Origin of the sequence: Methylobacterium variabile (genome assembly GCF_001043975.1) — a bacterium.
GTDB classification, from domain to species: Bacteria; Pseudomonadota; Alphaproteobacteria; order Rhizobiales; family Beijerinckiaceae; genus Methylobacterium; species Methylobacterium variabile.
On record NZ_LABY01000178.1, the window covers coordinates 73561 to 94147 of the forward strand.

General features: G+C 75.0%; 15 protein-coding genes. 8 read left to right on the plus strand and 7 right to left on the minus strand.

The window, feature by feature from the left end; translation table 11 throughout:
• The first annotated feature begins 181 nt into the window (after positions 1-181).
• Positions 182-688: a L,D-transpeptidase gene (locus VQ02_RS24050; RefSeq protein ID WP_048446751.1), complete on the plus strand. Its 507-nt coding sequence runs from the start codon at positions 182-184 to the stop codon at positions 686-688.
• A gap of 7 nt (positions 689-695) precedes the next feature.
• Here the strand turns inward: VQ02_RS24050 and VQ02_RS24055 are convergent, their stop codons facing one another.
• The 3 genes from VQ02_RS24055 to VQ02_RS24065 all read right to left on the minus strand — a co-directional run bounded on the left by VQ02_RS24055 (position 696) and on the right by VQ02_RS24065 (position 1704).
• Positions 696-1034, minus strand: a complete 339-nt coding sequence (locus tag VQ02_RS24055) for a cupin domain-containing protein (RefSeq protein ID WP_048446752.1) — start codon at positions 1032-1034, stop codon at positions 696-698.
• An 82-nt stretch (positions 1035-1116) separates the two neighbouring features.
• On the minus strand, positions 1117-1491 hold the full coding sequence (locus tag VQ02_RS24060) for a PH domain-containing protein (protein ID WP_048446753.1): 375 nt from the start codon (positions 1489-1491) through the stop codon (positions 1117-1119).
• 12 nt (positions 1492-1503) lie between these two features.
• A complete protein-coding gene (locus tag VQ02_RS24065; RefSeq protein WP_048446754.1) occupies positions 1504-1704 on the minus strand; it encodes a DUF1674 domain-containing protein in 201 nt (66 codons plus the stop codon).
• Between the two features lie 166 nt (positions 1705-1870).
• Here VQ02_RS24065 and VQ02_RS24070 point away from each other — a divergent pair, with 166 nt between their 5' ends.
• The 5 genes from VQ02_RS24070 (at position 1871) to VQ02_RS24090 (ending at position 10175) form a co-directional block, all read left to right on the plus strand.
• Positions 1871-3208 carry an RsmB/NOP family class I SAM-dependent RNA methyltransferase gene (locus tag VQ02_RS24070; protein ID WP_048446755.1) on the plus strand — a complete coding sequence of 446 codons (1338 nt, stop codon included), beginning with the start codon at positions 1871-1873 and terminating at the stop codon, positions 3206-3208.
• Positions 3209-3429: 221 nt separating this feature from the next.
• A complete protein-coding gene (locus tag VQ02_RS24075; RefSeq protein WP_048446756.1) occupies positions 3430-5157 on the plus strand; it encodes a heparinase II/III family protein in 1728 nt (575 codons plus the stop codon).
• A gap of 124 nt (positions 5158-5281) precedes the next feature.
• Positions 5282-6427 carry a GGDEF domain-containing protein gene (locus VQ02_RS24080; RefSeq protein WP_048446757.1) on the plus strand — a complete coding sequence of 382 codons (1146 nt, stop codon included), beginning with the start codon at positions 5282-5284 and terminating at the stop codon, positions 6425-6427.
• Between the two features lie 241 nt (positions 6428-6668).
• Positions 6669-7697: an aldo/keto reductase gene (locus tag VQ02_RS24085; protein WP_048446758.1), complete on the plus strand. Its 1029-nt coding sequence runs from the start codon at positions 6669-6671 to the stop codon at positions 7695-7697.
• Between the two features lie 168 nt (positions 7698-7865).
• A complete protein-coding gene (locus VQ02_RS24090; protein WP_048446759.1) occupies positions 7866-10175 on the plus strand; it encodes an MHYT domain-containing protein in 2310 nt (769 codons plus the stop codon).
• 62 nt (positions 10176-10237) lie between these two features.
• On the opposite strand, the gene VQ02_RS24095 is transcribed toward VQ02_RS24090, so the two are convergent.
• Positions 10238-13861, minus strand: a complete 3624-nt coding sequence (locus VQ02_RS24095) for an AsmA-like C-terminal region-containing protein (protein WP_048446760.1) — start codon at positions 13859-13861, stop codon at positions 10238-10240.
• 304 nt (positions 13862-14165) lie between these two features.
• Here VQ02_RS24095 and VQ02_RS24100 point away from each other — a divergent pair, with 304 nt between their 5' ends.
• Entirely contained in the window at positions 14166-15914 is a 1749-nt protein-coding gene (locus tag VQ02_RS24100) for a carbamoyltransferase family protein (RefSeq protein ID WP_048446761.1), read from the plus strand.
• Between the two features lie 61 nt (positions 15915-15975).
• Here the strand turns inward: VQ02_RS24100 and VQ02_RS24105 are convergent, their stop codons facing one another.
• The 3 genes from VQ02_RS24105 to putA all read right to left on the minus strand — a co-directional run bounded on the left by VQ02_RS24105 (position 15976) and on the right by putA (position 20368).
• On the minus strand, positions 15976-16335 hold the full coding sequence (locus VQ02_RS24105; protein WP_048446762.1) for a hypothetical protein: 360 nt from the start codon (positions 16333-16335) through the stop codon (positions 15976-15978).
• Between the two features lie 428 nt (positions 16336-16763).
• Positions 16764-17033: a hypothetical protein gene (locus VQ02_RS24110; protein ID WP_048443219.1), complete on the minus strand. Its 270-nt coding sequence runs from the start codon at positions 17031-17033 to the stop codon at positions 16764-16766.
• A 245-nt stretch (positions 17034-17278) separates the two neighbouring features.
• Positions 17279-20368, minus strand: coding sequence for a bifunctional proline dehydrogenase/L-glutamate gamma-semialdehyde dehydrogenase PutA (gene putA / locus VQ02_RS24115; protein ID WP_048446763.1), 3090 nt, complete (start codon positions 20366-20368; stop codon positions 17279-17281).
• A 123-nt stretch (positions 20369-20491) separates the two neighbouring features.
• On the opposite strand from putA, the gene VQ02_RS37520 reads away from it, so the two are divergent.
• Positions 20492-20587, plus strand: a 96-nt coding sequence (locus VQ02_RS37520; RefSeq protein ID WP_157080785.1) for an AsnC family transcriptional regulator, incomplete at its 3' end; no start/stop codon positions are given.

Below are 20587 nucleotides of genomic sequence, written 5' to 3' on the forward strand. Positions count from 1 at the left end.
GAGGGCGCTCCCCGGCGACGCCCCTGGCGCCGACTTCCGCATCGGCGCGCAACCGCTCCTTAACGCTCCCGCGCGCCACCCCGCCCTTCACCCGCCAGCAAGCATCTTTGCCAACCGGAACGACAGGTTTCCGGGCGGATTATCGCTCTGCTCAAAAGGTCACGCTTCGAGGACCGCAGGGATGCACAGGCAGAGTGGATGGGCCGCGGCGGCGCTTGCTGCGGCAATGCTGACGGCCGCGCCGGCGGCGGCGCGGGAACTGGTCGCCTTCGACGCCGCGGCCGAGCCCGGCACGGTGGTGGTGCGCACCGCCGAGCGGCGGCTGTACTTCGTCAACGGCGACGGGACGGCGATCCGCTACCCCGTCGCGGTCGGCCGGGCCGGCAAGCAGTGGACCGGCTACGCCCGCATCGACGGGAAATACCTGCGGCCGGCCTGGTCGCCGCCCGCCGAGGTGAAGCGGGACAATCCCCGCCTGCCGGACGTGATCGCCGGCGGCTCGCCCAGCAACCCGATGGGCGTCGCGGCCCTCACCCTCGACCGGGGCGAGTACGCGATCCACGGCACCAACCGGCCGGGCTCGATCGGGACCTTCGCGTCCTATGGCTGCATCCGGATGTACAACCAGGACGTGGCCGACCTGTACGGCCGCGTCCAGGTCGGCGCCACGGTGGTGGTGACGCGCTGAGGCGGCCTCAGCCCTCGCGCCCGTGCACCTGCGCGGGCGGCGAGGTCGCCTCCACGGCGGTGAAGGTCTCGAGGATGCGATAGGTGTGCTGCGCCCCGGCCGGGACCAGCCAGGAATCGCCCGGCTCCAGCCGCACGGTCTGGCCCTCGACCAGCAGCTCGGCCCGGCCCGCGATGACGTAGCCGACGGTCTCGTAGTCGCGGGCGGCGCTGGGCTTGTCGTCGGTGGGCGGCTCGTCCACCCACAGCCGCATCGCCACGTGCTTGCCGGAGGCGAGGTAGCGCTGGCCGTCGGGCCCCTGCGGCGAATGCCCGCCGGACACCTTCTTGATCGTCGTGTCGCCCATCGTCCTGCTCCAGTAAGGGATCTCGCGACCCCAACGGGAGCCGGCGAGCGGCGTTCCCCGCGTCACCGGCGGGACGACGGCGTCACCGCAGGGAGGCGGCGATGGCCCGCTGGATGCCGCGGATGTCGGCCCCGCGCTTGAGCGTGCGGGCGATCGGGTCGGGCCGGCCCGAGACCCAGATCGTCAGCTCCGAATCGAGGTCGAAGTTGCCGGCGTTCTCGATCGAGAACGAGGTGATCGCCCGGTAGGGCACGGTGAGGTACGAGACCTTCCGGCCGGTCACGCCCTGCTTGTCGACCAGGATCAGCCGGCGGTCGGTGAAGACCATCAGGTCGCGGATCACCCGGAACGCCACCTGCACGGTCTCGCCCGGCACCAGCATCCCGTCGAGTTCCTGGGCCACCGCCTCCGGCGCCGCGTCGCTGCCGTGGCCGAGCAGGCCGTCGAGCAAACCCATGCCGCTCTCCCCTCAGAAATCCGTCGCCAGGCCCTTCACTTCCCAGTCGTCGTAGCGCACCGGCTCGAGGCCGCCGCGCCCGTTGATCTCGCGCTCGCGCCGGATCTCCTCGGCCCGGGCGTCGATCGCGGCCCGGCGCGCCTCGGCCTCGGCGAGGGCGCGCTGCGCCTCGGGCGACAGGGGCTTGCGGGGTGTGGCCTCGCTCTCGCTCATCGGTCGGCTCTCTCGAAGGATCGGCTCTGTTGACGCTTGCATCTCGGGCGGCCGGATGCCACCCCGGCTCGAGCGGATGACGTCCCCGAGGTGGAGGGCGGAAGAGGCAGCGTCAAGGTCACGGCCCGGCAACGGGCTCGCGGCCCGCGGGCGCAGTGGAGTGAGGATGGACGGACAGCGCACCGAGGTCGCCGGCTTGCCGGCGCGGCGCCTCGCCTGGGAGACCGTGGCGGATCTCATCGGCAAGAACCGCGGCACGGCGCTCGAGGACGTGATGGAGCCGGCGGCCCACCGCGCCGCGCTGCCGCCGCAGGATGCGGGCCTCGCCCGCGCCATCGCCACGACGACGTTCCGGCACCTCGGGGTGATCCGCCACGCCCTGCACCAGCGCCTCGCCAAGGGCCTGCCGGAGGACCAGCCCGGCCTCGTCGCGCTGCTCGCCACCGGTGCGGCGCAGATCCTCTACCTCAACGTCCAGGACCACGCCGCCGTCGACCTCGCGGTGCGCCTCGCCAAGGCCGAGCCCGGCCTGCAGCACCTCGCCGGCCTCGCCAACGCGGTGCTGCGCCGGATCGCCCGCGAGCGCGACGCGATCCGCCGCGAGGGCGACGCCGAGCCGCTCCGCCTCAACACGCCGGGCTGGCTCGCCGCCCGCTGGATCGCGGCCTACGGCGAGGAGACCGCCCGCGCCATCGCGGCCGCCAACGCCCGCGGGGCGGGGCTCGACCTCACCCTGCGCCCCGGCGCGCCGATCCCCGAGGGGCTCGACGGCCGGCGCCTGCCGGGATCCTTGAGCCTGCGCCTCGACGATGCGCGCACGCCGGTACCCGAGCTGCCGGGCTTCGCGGACGGCGCCTGGTGGGTGCAGGACGCCGCCGCGGCCCTGCCGGCCCACCTCCTCGCGGCGCGGCCCGGCGAGCGGGTGGCCGACATCTGCGCGGCGCCGGGTGGCAAGACCGCCCAGCTCGCCGCCGCCGGCGCCCAGGTGCTGGCAGTCGACCGCTCGGCCCCGCGCCTGCGCCGCCTCGAGGCCAACCTGTCCCGCCTCGGCCTCTCGGCCGAGATCCGGGCCGCCGACGCCTTGGCGCTGCCGGACGACGAGACCTTCGACGCGGTGCTGCTCGACGCGCCGTGCAGCGCCACCGGCACGGTGCGGCGCCACCCGGACGTGGCCTGGGCGAAGCGCGAGGGCGACCTTCCCCGCCTCACCGCCCTTCAGCACCGGCTCCTCGACAAGGCGGCGCGCCTCGTGCGTCCGGGCGGGCGCCTCGTCTACTGCACCTGCTCGCTCGAGCCGGAGGAGGGCGAGGCCCAAGCCGCTTCGTTCCTCGCCCGCCACCCGGACTTCGCCCGCCGGGCGATCTCGCCCGACGAGGTCGGCGACGCGGCCCTCGTCACCGCCGCCGGCGACCTGCGCACCCTGCCGTCGCACTGGCCCGACGAGGGCGGGCGCGGCGGCCTCGACGGCTTCTATGCGGTCCGGCTGGAGCGCGCAGGGGCATGAGCGGGGCGCGGAACCTGTTCACAGGGCCGGCCGGCGGTTTGACCGCGCGATGATCCTTGACCATTCCTTGACGAGAGTGGCCGCCTGCGGGCGACGGCCGGCACGCCGCCCGGGAGGTTGCCTCCGGGGAGCGTGCCGCACGCCCGCGCGGCGCCTGAGCGAGGACGGGATCCGCGTCGCGACGCGGGCGGCCGGGTTTCGCGGGCCGGGCAGGAGGTGGCGTGGGTTGGGGGCCTGACCGCTGGCGATTCTACCGGCTCGTCGGGCACGAGGCGGGGCGCAGCTTGCGCGCCGCCGCCGTCCGGGCCACGTCGCGCCCCTCGGCGCTCGCCCGCCTGCGGCCGACCGGCCTGGTGATCGCGCCGCAGGACCTGCGCACCAGCGACGCCACCATCGCGGCCGACATCTATGCCGGGCTGTTCGTCTTCGCCGGCCGGGCCCTCGCCACCGGCGGGCGCTCGCCGTTCGACTTCGCGCCGCCCTCGGTGCAGTGGGGCGAGGACCTCTACGGCTTCGGCTGGCTGCGCCACCTGCGCGCCGCCGAGAGCGCGCTGTCGCGCTCCAACGCCCGCGCCTTCGTGCAGGACTTCATGGCCGGGCGCGGCGACCAGGCCCTGGCGCAGCGCCCCGCCGTGGTGGCGCGGCGGCTGATCTCGCTCCTGTGCCAGTCGCCGCTGGTGCTGGAGGGGGCCGACCACGCCTTCTACCAGGCCTTCCTGAAGCTGATCGGGCGCTGCACCCGCACCCTCGACCGGGCCCTGCGCCGCGGCGTCCTGCCCCGCGACCGCCTCGCCGCCGCGGTGGCCCTCGCCTATGCGGGCCTGTGCTGCGAGGGGTTCGAGCCGGTGCTGCGCCGGGGCACGCGGCTGCTCCACCGGGAGCTGACCCGCCAGATCCTCCCCGACGGCGGCCACCGCAGCCGCGACCCGGGCTTCGCCAAGGACCTGCTCCTCGACCTCCTGCCCCTGCGCCAGAGCTTCCTGAGCCGCGACATCGCCCCGCCGGAGGCGCTGCTCAATGCCATCGACCGGATGCTGCCGCTGCTGCGCCTGCTGCGCCACGGCGACGCCTCGCTGGGCCACCACAACGGGATGGGGGCGACCGCCGCCGACCAGCTCGCCACCCTGCTGATCTACGACGGCGCCCTGGCCCAGCCGCTGATGCACGCGCCGCATTCCGGCTACGCCCGCCTCGAAGGCGGGGGCGGCACCCTGGTGGTGGCCGATATCGGCCCGGCCCCGCCGCCGGCCTACTCGGCCGCGGCCGGGGCCGGCTGCCTGTCGTTCGAGCTGTCCTGCGGGCCGCAGCGGCTGGTGGTGAATTGCGGCATGCCGGCCACGGGCGAGGAGATGCGGGAGCTCGCCCGCACCACCGCGGCCCATTCCACCGCCTGCCTGGCCGACAGCTCGTCCTGCCGCTTCCTCGCCCTGCCGCAGCCGGGCCTGATCCACCCCCTGGCGTCCTGGCTGAAGCGCCGGATGGGGCCGATCGTCGTGCGCGGGCCCGCCGAGGTCACGGTGGAGCGCGGCAGCGACGCGGCCGGCGCCAGCGTGCTCGCCGCCCGGCACGACGGATACGCCCCGACCCTGGGCCTGCGCCACGAGCGGCGCTGGCGCCTGCACCCGGACGGCGCCCTGCTGGAGGGGCACGACGGCTTCGTGCGCGACGCCGGGCACCGGGATCCCGCCGCCCGCCGCGGCCCCGTCGAGGCGGCGATCCGCTTCCACCTCCACCCCACCGTGCGGGCGAGCCGGGTCGGGCGGGGCGTGCGGCTCGTCGGCGCCGGCGCGCCCTGGCTGTTCGAGGCCGACGAGATCGATCCGGTGATCGAGGAGAGCGTGTTCTTCGCCGCCCTCCACGGCGCCCGCCGCACCGAGCAGATCGTGCTCCACCTCACCGCCAGCGACGGCACCCAGGTGGCGTGGCGCTTCCGCCGGCTGGCCGCTTAGCCGCGACCGGACATTTTCCTGCGGCGTCACCCGTTTGGGGGTGCCGCAGCGATCATTGAACAGTTTTCGGTCAGGCTGCCGTGCTAAGGTGCGCCATCGAAGCGGCGCCGGGGGAACCACGGGGATGAATCTGGATGCGCCGACCCTGGTGACCGTGACGGTCTTCGTGACGGTCATCATGGGGGCGCTGTTCCTCCTCTCCTGGAGCCAGGACCGGCAGACCCGCGCCCTCGGTTTCCTCGGCGCCGCCCAGATCATCGGCGCCCTCGCGGCGGCTTTGTTCGGCCTGCGCGGCATCATCCCGGACTGGATCTCGATCGGGCTCGCCAACGCGGTGATGCTGGCGGCCTTCGGGCTGATCTGGGCCGGCGCCCGCTCGTTCCAGGGGATGCGCGTCTCGCCCGCCCGGGTCGGCGCGGGCGCGCTCCTCTGGCTCGCCGCCTGCTTGGTGCCGCCGTTCTACGCCTCCCTCGGCGCCCGGGTGATCCTCTCCTCGACGGTCGCCGGCCTGTACTGCGCGCTCGCCGCCCGCACCCTGTGGCACCACCGCGGCGAGGTGCTGCCGTCCCGGGGCCCGGCGGCGATCCTGCTCGCCAGCGAGGCGCTGCTGTGCTGGGCCCGGGTGCCCGCCACCCTGGCCCTGCCGTCGCCGCCGGTCGGCAGCCCGACCCAGACCTTCTGGGTGGCGGTCCTCTGCTTCGTCGCGCTGCTCTACACGGTGGCGGTCTCGGTGCTGTTCATGGCGCTCGCCAAGGAGCGGCTCGAGGCCGAGCAGCGCCGCGCCGCCGAGACCGACCCGCTCACCGGTGTCGCCAACCGCCGAGCCCTCGTCGCGCGGGCGCGCCGCGACCTCGCGGCGGGACCGGCCTGCCTGCTGCTGTTCGACCTCGATCACTTCAAGCGGGTCAACGACACCTTCGGGCACGCCGTCGGCGACGCGGTGCTGGTCGGCTTCTGCGCCGCCGCGCGCCAGGTCCTGCCCGAGGAGGCGGTGCTCGGGCGCCTCGGCGGCGAGGAGTTCGCCTGCGTCCTGCCGGGCGCCGGCGCGGCGCAGGCCCAGGCCGTCGCCGAGACCGTGCGGCTCGCCGTCGGCGCGATGCGGCCGGACCTGCTCCCGAGCCTCGCGGTCACGGTCAGTGTCGGCGTCGCCCGGGGCCGCGGCGACTTCGAGGCCCTGCTCGGCCTCGCCGACCGGGCGCTCTACCAGGCCAAGGCCCAGGGGCGGGACCGGGTGGTGCTCGCCGGGCCAGACCTGCGGCAGGCGGCCTGATGCCGCCCGCCCGGGATGCCGGCGCATCGACGCCGGCCTCGGGCAGGCCCGGGACCGACGCTCCCGATCTCGGGCAGGCCCGAGATCGGTGGCCGGCCTCCCGCCGGGTCAAGGCGTCGGGCGCGGGCCGGCCCGGCGCCGGGCCGGGTTGTCCGGCCGGTTTCGGAACCTAAGACATCCCCGTTCCGCGGCAGCCCGGGAGCGCAGCCTTGCCGCCCGGCCAACGGATGAGGGATCGAGCATGGAGTATCGGCAGTTCGGGCGGTCCGGCCTCAAGGTTCCGGTCCTGAGCCTCGGCACCGGCACCTTCGGCGGCAACAACGAGTTCTTCCAGCGCTGGGGGCAGACCGACGTCGCGGAGGCGAGCCGGATGGTCGACCTCTGCCTCGACGCGGGGGTCAACTTCTTCGACACCGCCGACATCTACTCGCAGGGCGCCTCGGAGGAGATCCTGGGCCAGGCGCTCAAGGGCAAGCGCGACCGGGCGCTGATCTCCACGAAGGCGACCTTCCCGATGGGCGAGGGCCCGAACGACAAGGGCTCGTCGCGCTACCACCTGGTGCGCGCCTGCGAGGCGAGCCTGCGCCGGCTCGGCACCGACCACATCGACGTCTACTTCATGCACGGCTTCGACGCGCTCACCCCCGTCGACGAGACCCTGCGGGCCCTCGACGACCTCGTGCGGGCGGGCAAGATCGGCTACATCGGCGCCTCGAACTTCTCCGGCTGGCAGCTGATGAAGGCGCTCGGCACCTCCGAGCGCTACGGGCTCGCCCGCTACGTCGCCTACCAGGGCTACTACTCGCTGGTCGGCCGGCACTACGAGTGGGAGCTGATGCCGCTCGGCCTCGACCAGGGCGTCGCCCTGATGGTCTGGAGCCCGCTCGGCTGGGGCCGCCTCACCGGCAAGATCCGGCGCGGCGCGAATGCCAGCGGGCGCATCGCCGCCGGTGGCGCCGAGGGCGGTCCGCCCGTGTCCGACGAGGCGCTGTTCCGGGTCGTCGACGTCCTCGACGTGGTGGCGGCGGAGACCGGGCGGAGCGTGGCGCAGGTCGCCCTCAACTGGCTGCTCAGCCGCCCGACCGTGGCCAACATCGTGGTCGGCGCCCGCAACGAGGAGCAGCTCAAGCAGAATCTCGGCGCGGTGGGCTGGTCCCTCGACCCCCAGCAGATCGCCCGCCTCGACGCCGCGAGCCAGGAGACGCCGATCTATCCCTACTGGCACCAGAAGGGCTTCGACGAGCGCAACCCGAAGCCCACGACCTGGTGAGAATCGCAACCTGAAGACGATCATATGAGATTGTGCAACTCCGGTTTCGTGCATCGCACGGCCCGGCGACCTGCGCTATGACATGAGGTTCGAAGCTCCCCGGCTCGGCCGAGCCGGGGATGGGTGGTCCCATCCCGGCGGCCGTCCGCGCGAGTCCCAAGGTGCCTGATGGAGCATGCCGGCGTTCACGATCCCGTCCTCGTCGCGCTCTCGATCGCGATCGCCATACTGGCCTCCTACGTCTCGCTGGACCTCGCCAGCCGGATGAAGGCCGCTGCCGGCTGGCCGCGGCGGGCCTGGCTGGTGACCGCCGCGCTGGTCCTCGGCGGCGGCGTCTGGTCGATGCACTTCGTGGCGATGCTGGCCTTCCGCCTGCCGGGGATCGAGATCACCTACGGCGTCGGGCTGACGCTCCTCTCCCTCTTCCTGCCCGTCGTGGTGACGGCGGCGGGCCTCGCCATCGCCCAGCAGCGGGGCGCGGGACCGGGGGCGATCGCCCTGGCGGGCCTCGTGACCGGGCTCGGCATCGTCTCGATGCACTATACCGGCATGGCGGCGATGCGCCTGCCGGCCGGCCTGCGCTACGACCCGGCCTGGGTCGCCGTCTCGGTGCTGATCGCTGTCGGGGCCGCCACCGTGGCGGTCTGGCTCGCGGTGCGCGAGAGCGGGCTCGGCCTGCGGGTCGCGGCCTCCGGGATCATGGGCCTCGCCATCGCGGGCATGCACTACGCCGCCATGCAGGGCGTGTCCTTCCTCCACCCGGGCGACGCGGCGCAGGCGAGCGTGGCGGCGGGCTTCGACCAGGTCCGCCTCGCCGCCGGGATCACGGCGGTGACCTTCCTGGTCCTCGCCCTCGCGCTCTCGGCCGCCACCATCGACCGCCGCTTCTCGCAGCGCGCCGCCCGCGAATCAGCGGCGCTCCGCGCCAGCGAGGAGCGCTACCGCCTGCTGCTCCAGAGCGTGACCGACTACGCGATCTTCATGCTCGACCGCGACGGCGTGGTGGCGAACTGGAACGCCGGCGCCCGCCGCATCAAGGGCTACGAGGCCGACGAGATCATCGGCCGGCACTTCTCGCGCTTCTACACCGAGGAGGACCAGCGGCAGGGCGTGCCGGCCCGGGCGCTCGCCACCGCCGCCGGCAGCGGCAAGTTCGAGGCCGAGGGCTGGCGCGTGCGCCGGGACGGCACCCGGTTCTGGGCCAGCGTCGTCATCGACCCGATCATCGGCGAGGACGGAACGCTGGTCGGCTTCGCCAAGGTCACCCGCGACATCACCGAGCGCAAGCAGGCGCAGGAGGCCCTGGAGCAGGCGCAGGCCGCCCTCGCCCAGGCCCAGAAGATGGAGGCGGTGGGCCAGCTCACCGGTGGCGTCGCCCACGACTTCAACAACCTCCTGATGGCGGTGCTCGGCAGCCTGGAGCTCCTGCGCAAGCGCCTGCCCGACGATCCGCGCCTGCTGCGCCTGCTCGACAACGCCGTGCAGGGCGCGGAGCGCGGGGCCGCCCTGACCCAGCGCATGCTCGCCTTCGCCCGGCGCCAGGAGCTCAAGCCCGAGCCCGTCGACCTGTCGCGCCTGGTGCGCGACATGACCGACCTGCTGCAGCGCTCGATCGGCCCGAGCGTGCGGATCGAGACGCGCTTTCCCCCGGGGTTGCCGCCGGCCCTGGTGGACGCCCACCAGCTCGAGCTCGCGCTCCTCAACCTCGTGGTCAACGCCCGGGACGCGATGCCGGAGGGCGGCACCGTCACCATCGCGGCCCGTGCGGGCGAGGGGGAGCCCGGCGAGGCCGGCCCGATGCTCTGCCTGTCGGTGACCGACACCGGCACCGGCATGGACGCGGCGACCCTCGCCCGGGCGCAGGAGCCGTTCTTCACCACCAAGGGCGTCGGGAAGGGCACGGGCCTCGGCCTCTCGATGGTGCACGGCCTCGCGGCGCAGTCCCACGGCCGCCTGGTGCTGCTCAGCCGGCCGGGGGCCGGCACCACGGCGGAGATCTGGCTGCCGGTCGCGGCGCCGTCGGCCGCGGGCGCCGGGACCGAGGCGCTGCCGGCCCGCCGCCCCGCCGCGTCCCACGCCCTGACCTCCCAGGTCGTCCTCATCGTCGACGACGACCCCCTGGTGCTCGAGAACAGCGCCGCGATGCTGGAGGATCTCGGCCACCGGGTGATCGAGGCCCGCTCCGGCCCGGAGGCCCTCGAGTTGATGCGCCGGGCGCGCACCCTCGACCTCGTGCTCACCGACCACGCCATGCCGGAGATGACCGGGCTCCAGCTCGCCGCCCGCATCGCGGCCGAGCGGCCCGGCCTCAAGGTGATCCTGGCCACGGGCTACGCCGATCTCGGCCCCGACGAGGCCGCGAGCCTGCCGCGGCTCGCCAAGCCCTACGACCAGGCGGCGCTCGCCCGGATGATCGAGGCGGTGCTGCGCGGGACGGCCGGCGACGGGACGGTGGTGCCGTTTCCGAGGAGTGCCTGACCCCGGAGGATCCGCCGCGGAGCCCCGGCAGGGCGGCCGGTGCCTGTGCCGGGAGCCGGCGCCTACGGGTTGTCCGTCTCGGGCGCCCCGGCGCCCTTGCGATGCGCCGCCTCCTCCTCGGCCCTCCGGCGCGTGTCTTCCGCAGCGCGCGCCTCTTCCGCCGCCCGGGCGGCCTCCGCGGCACGGGCCGCTTCGGCAGCGCGGGCCGCCTCCGTCGCACGCGCTGCTTCTGCCGCACGCGTGGCTTCCGCGGCGCGAGCCGCCTCCGCCGCGCGGGCCGCTTCAGCGGCCCTGGCGGCGTCCTCGGCCCGCTGCCTGGCCTGCCGCGCCTCCTCGGCGGCGCGGGCGCGGTCCATCTCCAGACGGCTGCGGCGCCGGGCGAGTTCGTTGCGGTCGGCCTCGATGGTCTCGATCTTGTCGAGCTCGCGCTGGAGCACCACCGCGGCCAGCAGGTTGCTGAGCGGGACCAGGTCGAGGTCCCGCTGCGGCCGGGCGAGGGAGCCGGCGAGCGCCAGGCCGAGGGTCGGGGCCGGCGCCGTCCAGGTCCGGGGCGTCACCGTCGCGGTCAGGGTGCCGCGTGCGTCGAGGCGCCAGGACTTGGCGTCCACCTGCACCAGGCCGGACCAGGAAGCGGGGCCGAGGTCGAGGGAGAGGGTGCCGGTGCGCAGCACCCCGCCGACCATCGAGGCCGGCACGGAGACCGGCCCGGCCAGCACCAGCGATCCGCGATCGAACTCCTCCGACACCACCCGCTCGACGCGGCCGGCCCGCAGCGGGTCCTCCTCCGCGAGCAGCCGGCCGAGGGCCCGCTGCACCGCGGCCGGGTCGAGGTCGCGCAGGCTCAGGCCGGCGAGCTCCAGGTTGCCGCTGCCCGCGAGGTTGCCGACGAGGGCAGCCGGGCTGTCGCCCGCCGCGCCGAGGCGCAGGCGCAAGGAGACTTGGCCCCGCACGGCGTCGCCGCCGGTCAGCGCCGGGAGCGCGGCCGCCGTCAGGCTGCCCTCCACCGCCAGCGTCGCCTGGGCGCCCTGGCGCGCCAGGGTGGCGCTGCCGGCGAGGCGCCCGCCCGCGAGGCCGGCCTCGAAGTCGCGGATCGCGAGGCCGTCGGGGCCGAGGCCGAGGCCGAAGCGCGCCCATTCCGCCGCGAGGCCGCGGCCGAGCTCGAGCCGCCGCGCCGTCAGGGTCACGTGCCCGGTGGCCGGCAGTGCCGGGGGCGGGCCGAAGCGGGCGGCGGCCCAGGCCCCGGCCGTCCCGGAGGCCGGGGCCGCGCCGGAGTTCAGCACCAGCGCGTCGGCGAGCCAGGGCAGGGCGAGGCGCTCAAGGGCGACGGTGCCGGCGACGTCGCCGCCCGCATTCCGGGTCAGGGTCGCGTCGATCCCGGATCCCGCCACCGTGCCGGCCACGGCGAGGCGGGGCGCCTCGCCGGTGCGGCCGAAGCCGAGGGTCAGCCGCGCCGGCACCGGCTCCGGCGGGATGGCGGCGCGGCCGAGGAGGCCGGCGAGCGGCCGCAGGTCGGGGGAGGCCAGCGTCAGCGCGCCGTCCTGGAGCGGGCCTCCCGCCGCGGGCAGGAGCAGCGGCCGGGTGGTGCCGATGGCCGCCCCGGCGATCTCGGCCTCCAGGGTCAGGCTCAGGGGACCGTTCGCCTCCGCCCGGCGCCCGCCGAGGCGCAGGCTCGCCGGTGCCGCCAGGCTCGAATCGTCCGGCCGGCCGAGCCAGCGGCCGGAGGTCACGCCGTCGAGGCGGGCGTCCAGGCTGTCGAGCCGCCCGGCCCGGGCGGCGAGGGACAGGCCGAGGCGGCCGCCGGCGGTGCTGCCGCGGGCATGGCCGCGCAGCCGGCCGTCCTCCGTCGCGCCCGGCTCCCGCTCCAGCGTCACGTCGAGGGCGACCGGGCCGTCGCGCAGGAAGGCCGGCAGCACCCGCGCCTCGTCCACGAAGGTCCGGGACACGAGGTCGATCAGCGGCGCGGCCACCGGGGCGCTCACCCGCCCGGCGATGCGCCCGGCGCCGTCGGCGCCGATCCGGCCCGAGAGGCTGGCCTGGGCCCCGGCGAGGTCGCGCACCTCCAGGCTGTCGAGGCGCAGGGCTGCGCCCTCGGATTGCAGGCTGGCGGCGATCTCGCCGGTGCGGGTGCCGGTCGGGCCGTAGCGCAGGTCGCGGGCGAGGAGGGTCAGCCCGACATCGTGGCCCTGCAGGGCCGCGACCGCGCCGCGCATCGGTGGCAGCTCGGCGACGTCGAGCCCGTCGGCGATGATCTGGGCGTCGAAGCGCGGGCGCGGGACGTCCGGCCCCGCCGGGCTGTAGCGGGCGCTGCCGGTGACCTTCGCGGCCCCGAGCGCCAGGCGGGCGTTGCGCAGGGAGAGCACCGGCAGGGCCGCCGCCACGTCGGCCTCGGCGGAGAACGGCCGGCCGTCGAGGAGGCCGAGCAGCGGGCCGCCGAGGCCGAGGCGGTCGATCAGGCGGGCGAGCCGCTCCGAGGCCGGGGCGTCGATGGCGGCGTGGCCCGAGAAGCCGCCGCTCGGCGTCACGTCGCCGGTGAGCCCCAGCCGCAGGCCGCCCGCGGCCGTGCCGCCCAGCCGGCGCAGGGACACGGCGCCGGAGGGCCGCAGCACGGCCCCGAGGCCGGCGCCGCTCCACTCCTCCCGGGCGAGCACCAGGCTGTCGACCGCGACGTCGAGGGCGAGGGTGCCGGGCAGCGGCCCGGTGCCGAGGCCCCGGCTCAGCAGCGCCTGACCGGCGGCGCTCATCAGGAACGCGTCGAGGTCGAGGCGGCGGGCCTCGAGGCTCAGGGACGCCCGCGCCGCCGCGAGGTCGAGGGTGCCGCGGCCGGAGAACCGCAGGGGCGCCTCGCCCGGCACCTCGACGCTGAGCCCGTCGAGGGTGGCGAGGCGGCCCCGCGCCTTGAACCCGCCCTGGAGCGAGAACGGCAGGCCGGGCCCGGCGACCTGGGCCGGCGGTCCCACCACCAGGCGGACCGTGCCGCCGGCCTCCGGCACCCCGCCTCCCTCCGGGTCCGACGCGACGGACACCCTGGCGTCGAGATCGAGGCGCGGCACCGTGTCGCCGCCGGCGCCGAGCTTCACCGGCACCGCCCCGTCCGGGCCCGGGGCGCCGGTGGTGAGGCGGAACGGCACCGCCTCGACGCTGCCCTCGGCCCGCCAGGGGCCGGCGAGGCGCGGCGCGGAGAGCCGCACGTTCTCGGCATAGACCTGGTCGGTGCGCCCGGTCGCCGCCACCCGGGTGGTGAGGAGGAGCTGCGCCACCCGCAGGTCCTCCACCGCCAGCTCGCGCCCCGGGAAATCCCCGCCCTCGGCGCGGCCCGGCGGGCGCAGGAAGCTGCCGGCCTCGGTCATCGGCAGGGTGACCTCGCCGCGGCCGATGCGGGTCTCGGTGAAGCGGATCTCCCCGGAGAGGAGCGGGGTGAGGGCGATCTCGGCCTTGACGAAGCGCGCGTCGAGGGAGGGCCGGTCCCGCCCGGTCGAGACCACCAGGTGGTCGATCCGCAGGCGTGGCGAGGGCAGGAGGCGGACTTCGAGGCGGCCGTCGCTGCGGGCCTCGACCCCAAGGGAGCGGCTGAGCGCGGCGTCGAAGGCGGTGCGGTACGATTCCCACGGCACGAAGGGCGGCGCGACCAGCGCCGCGGCGAGGATCAGGATGACGAGGCCCGCCAGGGCGGTCAGGATGTCGCGCACCGTGCTGTCCGTGCCGCCCCGCGAGGAGAGCGCCGCCTCATGTTCGTCCGACGGCCCGACGGGCCGTACCCCGATGACAGCGCTAGCATATCGGCACCCGCCCGCGGCCGAAATCCGCCCGGAGCACGGAGCGAGGGCGCTCCCCCGATGCGCCGGCGCAACGCTGAGTCCCGGCCTGACACCGCGGGCCGGCGCTGTTAGATCGGCGGCGTGATGCAGGGGCTTCGCTCCCGCCGCCGATCGATCGCCTCGTCCGAAGAGCCGGTGCCGGCTTCGTCGGGCGAGGTCCAGAGCCCCGGACCCGATGCGCTACTATCTCGGCCTCGCCACCACCTTCCACGACCCGGCCCTCGCCCTGGTCGGCCCGGACGGCACGGTGCTCTTCGCCGAGGCGACGGAGCGCTACCTCCAGTACAAGCGCGCCCCGAACTGCGAGCCGGACTCGGCGCCCCGCATGGCGGGCCTGCTCAAGGCCCACCTGCCGCCCGGGGCCGAGCTCGTCGTCGCCACCAGCTGGGGACCGGATTTCAGCCGCTACCTCGCGGGCCAGGCCGCCACGGGCGCCTTCGCGCTCGACGCCCTCTCGGCCCATTCCCCCGCCCTCAACCGCTCGCTGGTGCCGGAGCGGGCCGAGCGCACCTTCATCGCCGAGCTCGCCCTCGCCCAGGGCCGGGCCGGCTACGGCACCCTGCTCGGCCTCGACCGGGCCCATGGCGGCCGCTCGCGGATCGCGGGCCTCAGGCGCTACCCCCACCACCTCACCCACGCGGCCTACGGCCTGTGGGGCTCGCCGTTCCGGGACGCCACCTGCCTCGTCGTCGACGGCATGGGCGAGACCGGCGCCTCGGCGATCTACCGGATGGAGGCGGGGCGCCTGGCGGAGGTGAAGCGCCACCGCGGCCGCGAATCGGTCGGCTTCTTCTTCGGCCTCGTCACCGACCTCGCCGGGTTCGACCAGGCCAAGGGCGAGGAGTGGAAGATCATGGGGCTCGCCCCCTATGGCCGGCCCGATCCGGAGCTGATGGCGCTCCTGCGCCGGCTCTACCGGGTCGAGGGCGGCCGCCTGCGATTCTCCGACGCCGCCACCGTGCAGGCGGTGGCCGACGAGATCCGCGCCCGGCGCCCAGCGGAGGCCGACGACGAGGGCTGGGCCGACCTCTCGGCCTGCGGCCAGGCGGTCTTTTCCGAGATGATGGACGTGCTGGTCGCCGAGGCCTGGCGGCTCGCGCCCCACGAGAACCTCGTCGTTACCGGCGGCTGCGCCCTCAACTCGTCCTATAACGGCCGACTGCTCGGGCGCTGCGAGTTCCAGCGCCTCCACGTTCCGTCCGCGCCCGCCGACGACGGCAACGCGCTGGGGGCCGCCTGGCTCGCCTTCCAGGAGGACAACCCGGACTGGACCGGGCCGGGGGCACTCGCCACGCCCTATCTCGGCTCGCGGGTCTCGACCGAGCCGCTGGAGCGCATGGTCGGCTGGGAGCCGCGCCTGCGCCGCCTCGGCCACGACGGCGTGACGCAGGCCGCCGCCGACATCCTGGCGGCGGGCGGCCTCGTCGGCTGGGTCCAGGGGCGGGCGGAGTTCGGTCCGCGGGCGCTCGGCAACCGCTCGATCCTGGCCGACCCGCGGCCGGCCGACGCCAAGGCGATCCTGAACGCGAAGGTGAAGTACCGCGAGGCGTTCCGGCCCTTCGCGCCCTCGATCCTGGCCGAGGCCGGGCCGGACTGGTTCGAGGACTACCAGGACAGCCCCTACATGGAGCGCACCCTGGTGTGGCGGCCGGAGATGCGGGCCCGGGTGCCGGCGGTCGTCCACGAGGACGGCACCGGGCGGCTCCAGAGCGTGACCGAGGACCGCAACCCGGCCTACGCCGCCCTGATCCGCGCCTTCGCCGCGCGGACCGGGGTGCCGATCCTGCTCAACACCAGCTTCAACGTGATGGGCAAGCCGATCCTCCACACCGCCGAGGACGCGATCCTGATGTTCTCCACCACCGGGCTCGACGCCGTGGTGATCGAGGACTGGATCCTGGTGAAGGACGGGGTGCGGGCATGAGAAGGGCCGGCCCCGTTCCCGGGTGCCGGCCCTTGCCGTGCGGGACGGTCTCGCGCGAGGATTACTCGCAGACCTCGACGCGCTTGTAGGTGAAGGATTCGTCGTCGAGCCAGACCTTGCGGCGCTCGAAGTGGCAGATCGGGCCGCGGCGCGGGCGCACGATCACGGTCTCGGGCTCCTCGACGTAGACCCGCCGCGGCGGCGGCACGACGTAGGCCGGGGGCGGCGGGGGAGCCGCCTGGGCGCCGTTGATGAGGGCGCCCGCCGCGACGCCGCCGAGCACGCCGGCGGCCGCGCCGCCGAGGATCGCCGCGCCGACATTGTCCCGTGCCCGGGCCTCGGGGGCTGAGACGAAGAGGGCGGCGACGAGCGCCGCGCCCGCGCCGAGACGCGGAAGGCCGTGAGAGGGCAGAGCGCGCACGCTGAGGATCTCCGAAAGGGTGTTGGCGCGAGGATGCAAGTGAGTGCTTAACGAAGTGCCAAACTTGCCGCCTGAACGAGCGTCGGATGACACGGCCCGGGGCCAACGAATGCCTCGCGCCGAGGCCCGATCTGTGACGGCGGTTTACGGCGATTTCCGGGTATGCTCACGGTTGCGCCGGGGGTGTGTATTTCGGGTGACGGTGCCGGCCCGGACGCGAGGAAGGTCCATCCGGTGGGCGGCCCATCGATCACGCGAAAAGGACCGCCCCGTGGGGCGGTCCTCGGCGAGCCTCACCGGGGTGAGCCTCACATGTTCATCAGGGCGCTGCGGTGCCGACCACCGTCATGGCGAGGCCGCCGGCCAGGACACCGATCATGCCGTAGGACACGGCGCGCAGGAGCTTCATCTCGCTCATCTCAGGTTCCTCAGCAGCGGTACCCGCCCGAGGTCTGGCCGTACTGCTTGACCGGGAAGTTCTGCTGGTTGGCGTTGCCCTCCGAGGCCGAGCTCATCGGGCAGGCGCCGTAGAACGGCCGGGTGCCGTTGCCGAACGGGTTGCCGAGCGAGCCGGTGGTCTCGACATCCTGGCTCCAGAACGGGCCGGCTGGGGAGTTCGCGCTGAATGCCATGGCGGACGAGATCGGAGCGGCGCCAAGGACGAGGGCGGTGACGACGGCGGCGATACGGGTCTTCATATGGTATTCAGTCTCCTGTTGGGGGAAGATTGGTCTGGATCGACCTGCTTCCGTTGGGATGACTGGAATATAGATTGCAGCTTCCCGCCGCGATGTGTCCTCGCGCACGCGGCCGAACGGAATAAAAATTGGTCCGGATGCGGCCAGTCAGCAGCGGAAGCTGTGCCATTCCGCTGCGCGAGGTGCCGTCCTTTGTGGCGCCGAGCCGGTCGCCTGCCGGCCCGGGCGCGCACCCGCTGTGCCGCTCACCCCTCCATCGCGATCAGCGCCGCGTCGCCGCCGGCCGCCGCGGTGTTGATCGTCACGGTCTGCTCGGTGGCGAAGCGGGTGAGGTAGTGCGGCCCGCCGGCCTTCGGGCCGGTGCCGGAGAGGCCGTGGCCGCCGAAGGGCTGAACCCCGACCACCGCGCCGATCATGTTGCGGTTGACGTAGATGTTGCCGGTGGAGAGGCGCGACACCACCCGCTCCACCGTGGCGTCGATGCGGGAATGGACGCCGAGGGTCAGGCCGTAGCCGGTGGCCTCGATCTGATCGAGCACCCGGTCGAGGTCGGAGGCCCGGTAGCGGGCGACGTGCAGGATCGGGCCGAACACCTCCTCGGTCAGGGCACCGGGGCCGGGGATCTCGTAGATCTGCGGCGCCACGAAGTGGCCCTTGCCCGGGACCTCGCCGACGTAATGGGCCGTGGCGGCTCGGCGCATGGCGGCGCCGTGCTGGTCGAGGCGGGCGCGGGCCTCGGCGTCGATCACCGGGCCGACATGGGTCGCCGGGTCGGCGGGATCGCCGAGGCGCAGCTCCCGGGCGGCGCCCGCCACCATGGCGATGACCCGGTCGGCCACGTCCTCCTGCACCAGCAGCAGGCGCAGGGCCGAGCAGCGCTGGCCGGCGGAGCGGAAGGCCGAGGTCACCACGTCGTCGGCGACCTGCTCGGGCAGGGCGGTGGCGTCGACCAGCATCGCGTTGATGCCGCCGGTCTCGGCGATCAGCGGCACGATCGGACCGTCCTTGGCGGCGAGCGCCCGGTTGATGTGGCGCGCCACCTCGGTCGAGCCGGTGAAGACCACGCCGGCGACGTGCGGGTGCGCCACGAGCGCCGCCCCGACCGCGCCGTCGCCCGGCACGAGCTGGAGCGCGGAGGGCGCGACGCCGGCCCGGTGCATCAGGCGCACGGCCTCCGCGGCGATGAGCGGCGTCTGCTCGGCGGGCTTGGCCACCACGGCGTTGCCGGCCATGAGCGCCGCGGCCACCTGGCCGACGAAGATGGCGAGGGGAAAATTCCACGGCGAGATCGCCACGAACACCCCGCGGCTGCGCAAGGACAGGCGGTTGCTCTCCCCGGTCGGGCCCGGCAGGGCTTCGGGCGCGCCGAAGAGCTTCCTTCCTTGAGCCGCGTAGTAGCGGCAGAAATCCACCGCCTCGCGCAGCTCCGCCACCGCGTCGTCCAGGGTCTTGCCGGCCTCGGCCTGGAGCAGGTGGATCAAGCGTCCGCGGGACGCCTCCATGGCGTCGGCGGCCCGCTCCAGGGCGGCGGCGCGCTGCGCGGCGGGCAGCAGGCCCCAGGCGACCGCGCCCTTGCGGGCGGCGACCATCGCCGCGGCGGCAATCTCGGGCGAGGCCTCCGCGACCGTGCCGACGACCGTGCGGGCGTCGCTCGGGCTCACCACGTCGCGCCGCGCTCCGCCTTTCGCGACGCCGTCGATCACCGCGGCGGCGTCCGCCGGTCCGCGGGCGGCGGCCACCGCCTCGGTCAGGCGCTCCAGGGCCGCCCGGTCGCCGAACTCGACGCCGGCGGAATTGATCCGCTCCGGCGCGAACAGGTCGGCGGGGCGGCGCAGGCGCGGGTGCCGGGCCCGGTCGGGATTGCCGACGCTCTCGGCCGGCCGGCGCAGCAGGGTCTCGACCGGCACCGCCGGGTCCGCGGCCTGGGAGACGAAGGACGAGTTGGCGCCGTTCTCGAGCAGCCGCCGCACCAGGTAGGCCAGCAGGTCGCGGTGGCCGCCGACCGGCGCGTAGGTGCGGCAGGCCGCCCCCGGCACGGTGGCGAGGAGGCGCGCGTAGAGGGCCTCGCCCATGCCGTGCAGGCGCTGGAACTCGTAGGTCCCGGCTTCCGGCCCCGCGCGCTCGACGATGGCCGCGACGGTCAGCGCGTTGTGGGTGGCGAATTGCGGGAAGAGCCGCGGCCGGTGGGCGAGCATCCGCTCCGCCGCCGCCAGGTAGCTCAGGTCGGTCATGCTCTTGCGGGTGAAGACGGGGTAGTCGGGCAGCCCCCGCTCCTGGGCCCGCTTCACCTCGGTGTCCCAGTAGGCGCCCTTGACGAGGCGCACCATCAGGCGCCGGTCGAGCCGGGCTGCGAGGTCGGCGACGTGGTCGATGACGGTAAGACAGCGCTTCTGATAGGCCTGGACCGCGAGGCCGAAGCCGTCCCAGCCGGCGAGCGAGGGATCGCTGAGCACCGCGGCGATCACCTCGAGGGAGAGCTCGAGCCGGTCCGCCTCCTCGGCGTCGACTGTGAAGTTGAGGTCGTAGCTCTTTGCCGCCCTGGCGAGGCCGAGGAGCACCGGCACCAGCTCCGCCATCACCCGGTCGCGGCTGACGGCCTCGTAGCGCGGGTGCAGCGCCGAGAGCTTGACCGAGATGCCCGGCCGGTCGGGCAGCGCCCGGTTGCCCGCCGCGCGGCCGATCGCCTCGATGGCACTCGCGTAGGAGGCGGCGTAGGCGCGGGCATCCTCCGCCGTGCGGGCGCCCTCGCCGAGCATGTCGAAGGAGTAGCGGTAGAGCCGGCCCTGTCCGCTCGCCGAGCGCTTGAGCGCCGCCTCGATCGTCTCGCCGAGCACGAAGTGCCCGCCCATCACCCGCATCGCCTGGCGGGCGGCCTGGCGCACGGCGGGCAGGCCGAGGCGCTTGGCGAGGCCCGCCAGGATGCCCTCCGGGGTGTCGCCGGGTTGAATGATCCGGGCCGAGAGGCCGAGCGCCCAGGCCGAGGAGCGCACCAGGAGGGCGTCGGAGCGGGTGGCGTGCTGCTCGAAGCCGCCGAAGCGCAGCTTGTCCTCGATCAGCCGGTCGGCGGTGGCGGCGTCCGGCACCCGCAGCAGCGCCTCGGCCAGCACCATCAGGGCCAAGCCCTCCTTGGTCGAGAGCGAGTACTCGCGCAGCATCGCCTCGACGCCGCCGAGGCCCCCGGTCTCCTGCCGGATCGCGCCGACGAGGTCGCGGGCCAGCGCATCGACCCGCGCCTCGCGCTCCGGGGTGAGGCCGCCGCGCTCCAGGAAGCAGCGGGCGAGGGCGGCGTCGTCGGCCGCATAGGGAGCGTGGAACACGGGGAGCGGGGCGGGCATCGGGGCGGTCCGGGCGAGGCGCTTGAACGATTCTCAGCCTAGAGGGCCTTTCGCCGCGCTTCGATGGCGCATATCCGGGGTCGGCCGCAGAATCGGCGGCAAAACCGGGCTTTGGCAGCGAGAATGACGGACGGGCTCGACCGGGTCGACCGGCAGATCCTCAGGATCCTCCAGCGCGAGGGCCGGATTCCCAACGTGGAGCTGGCCGAGCGGGTCGGG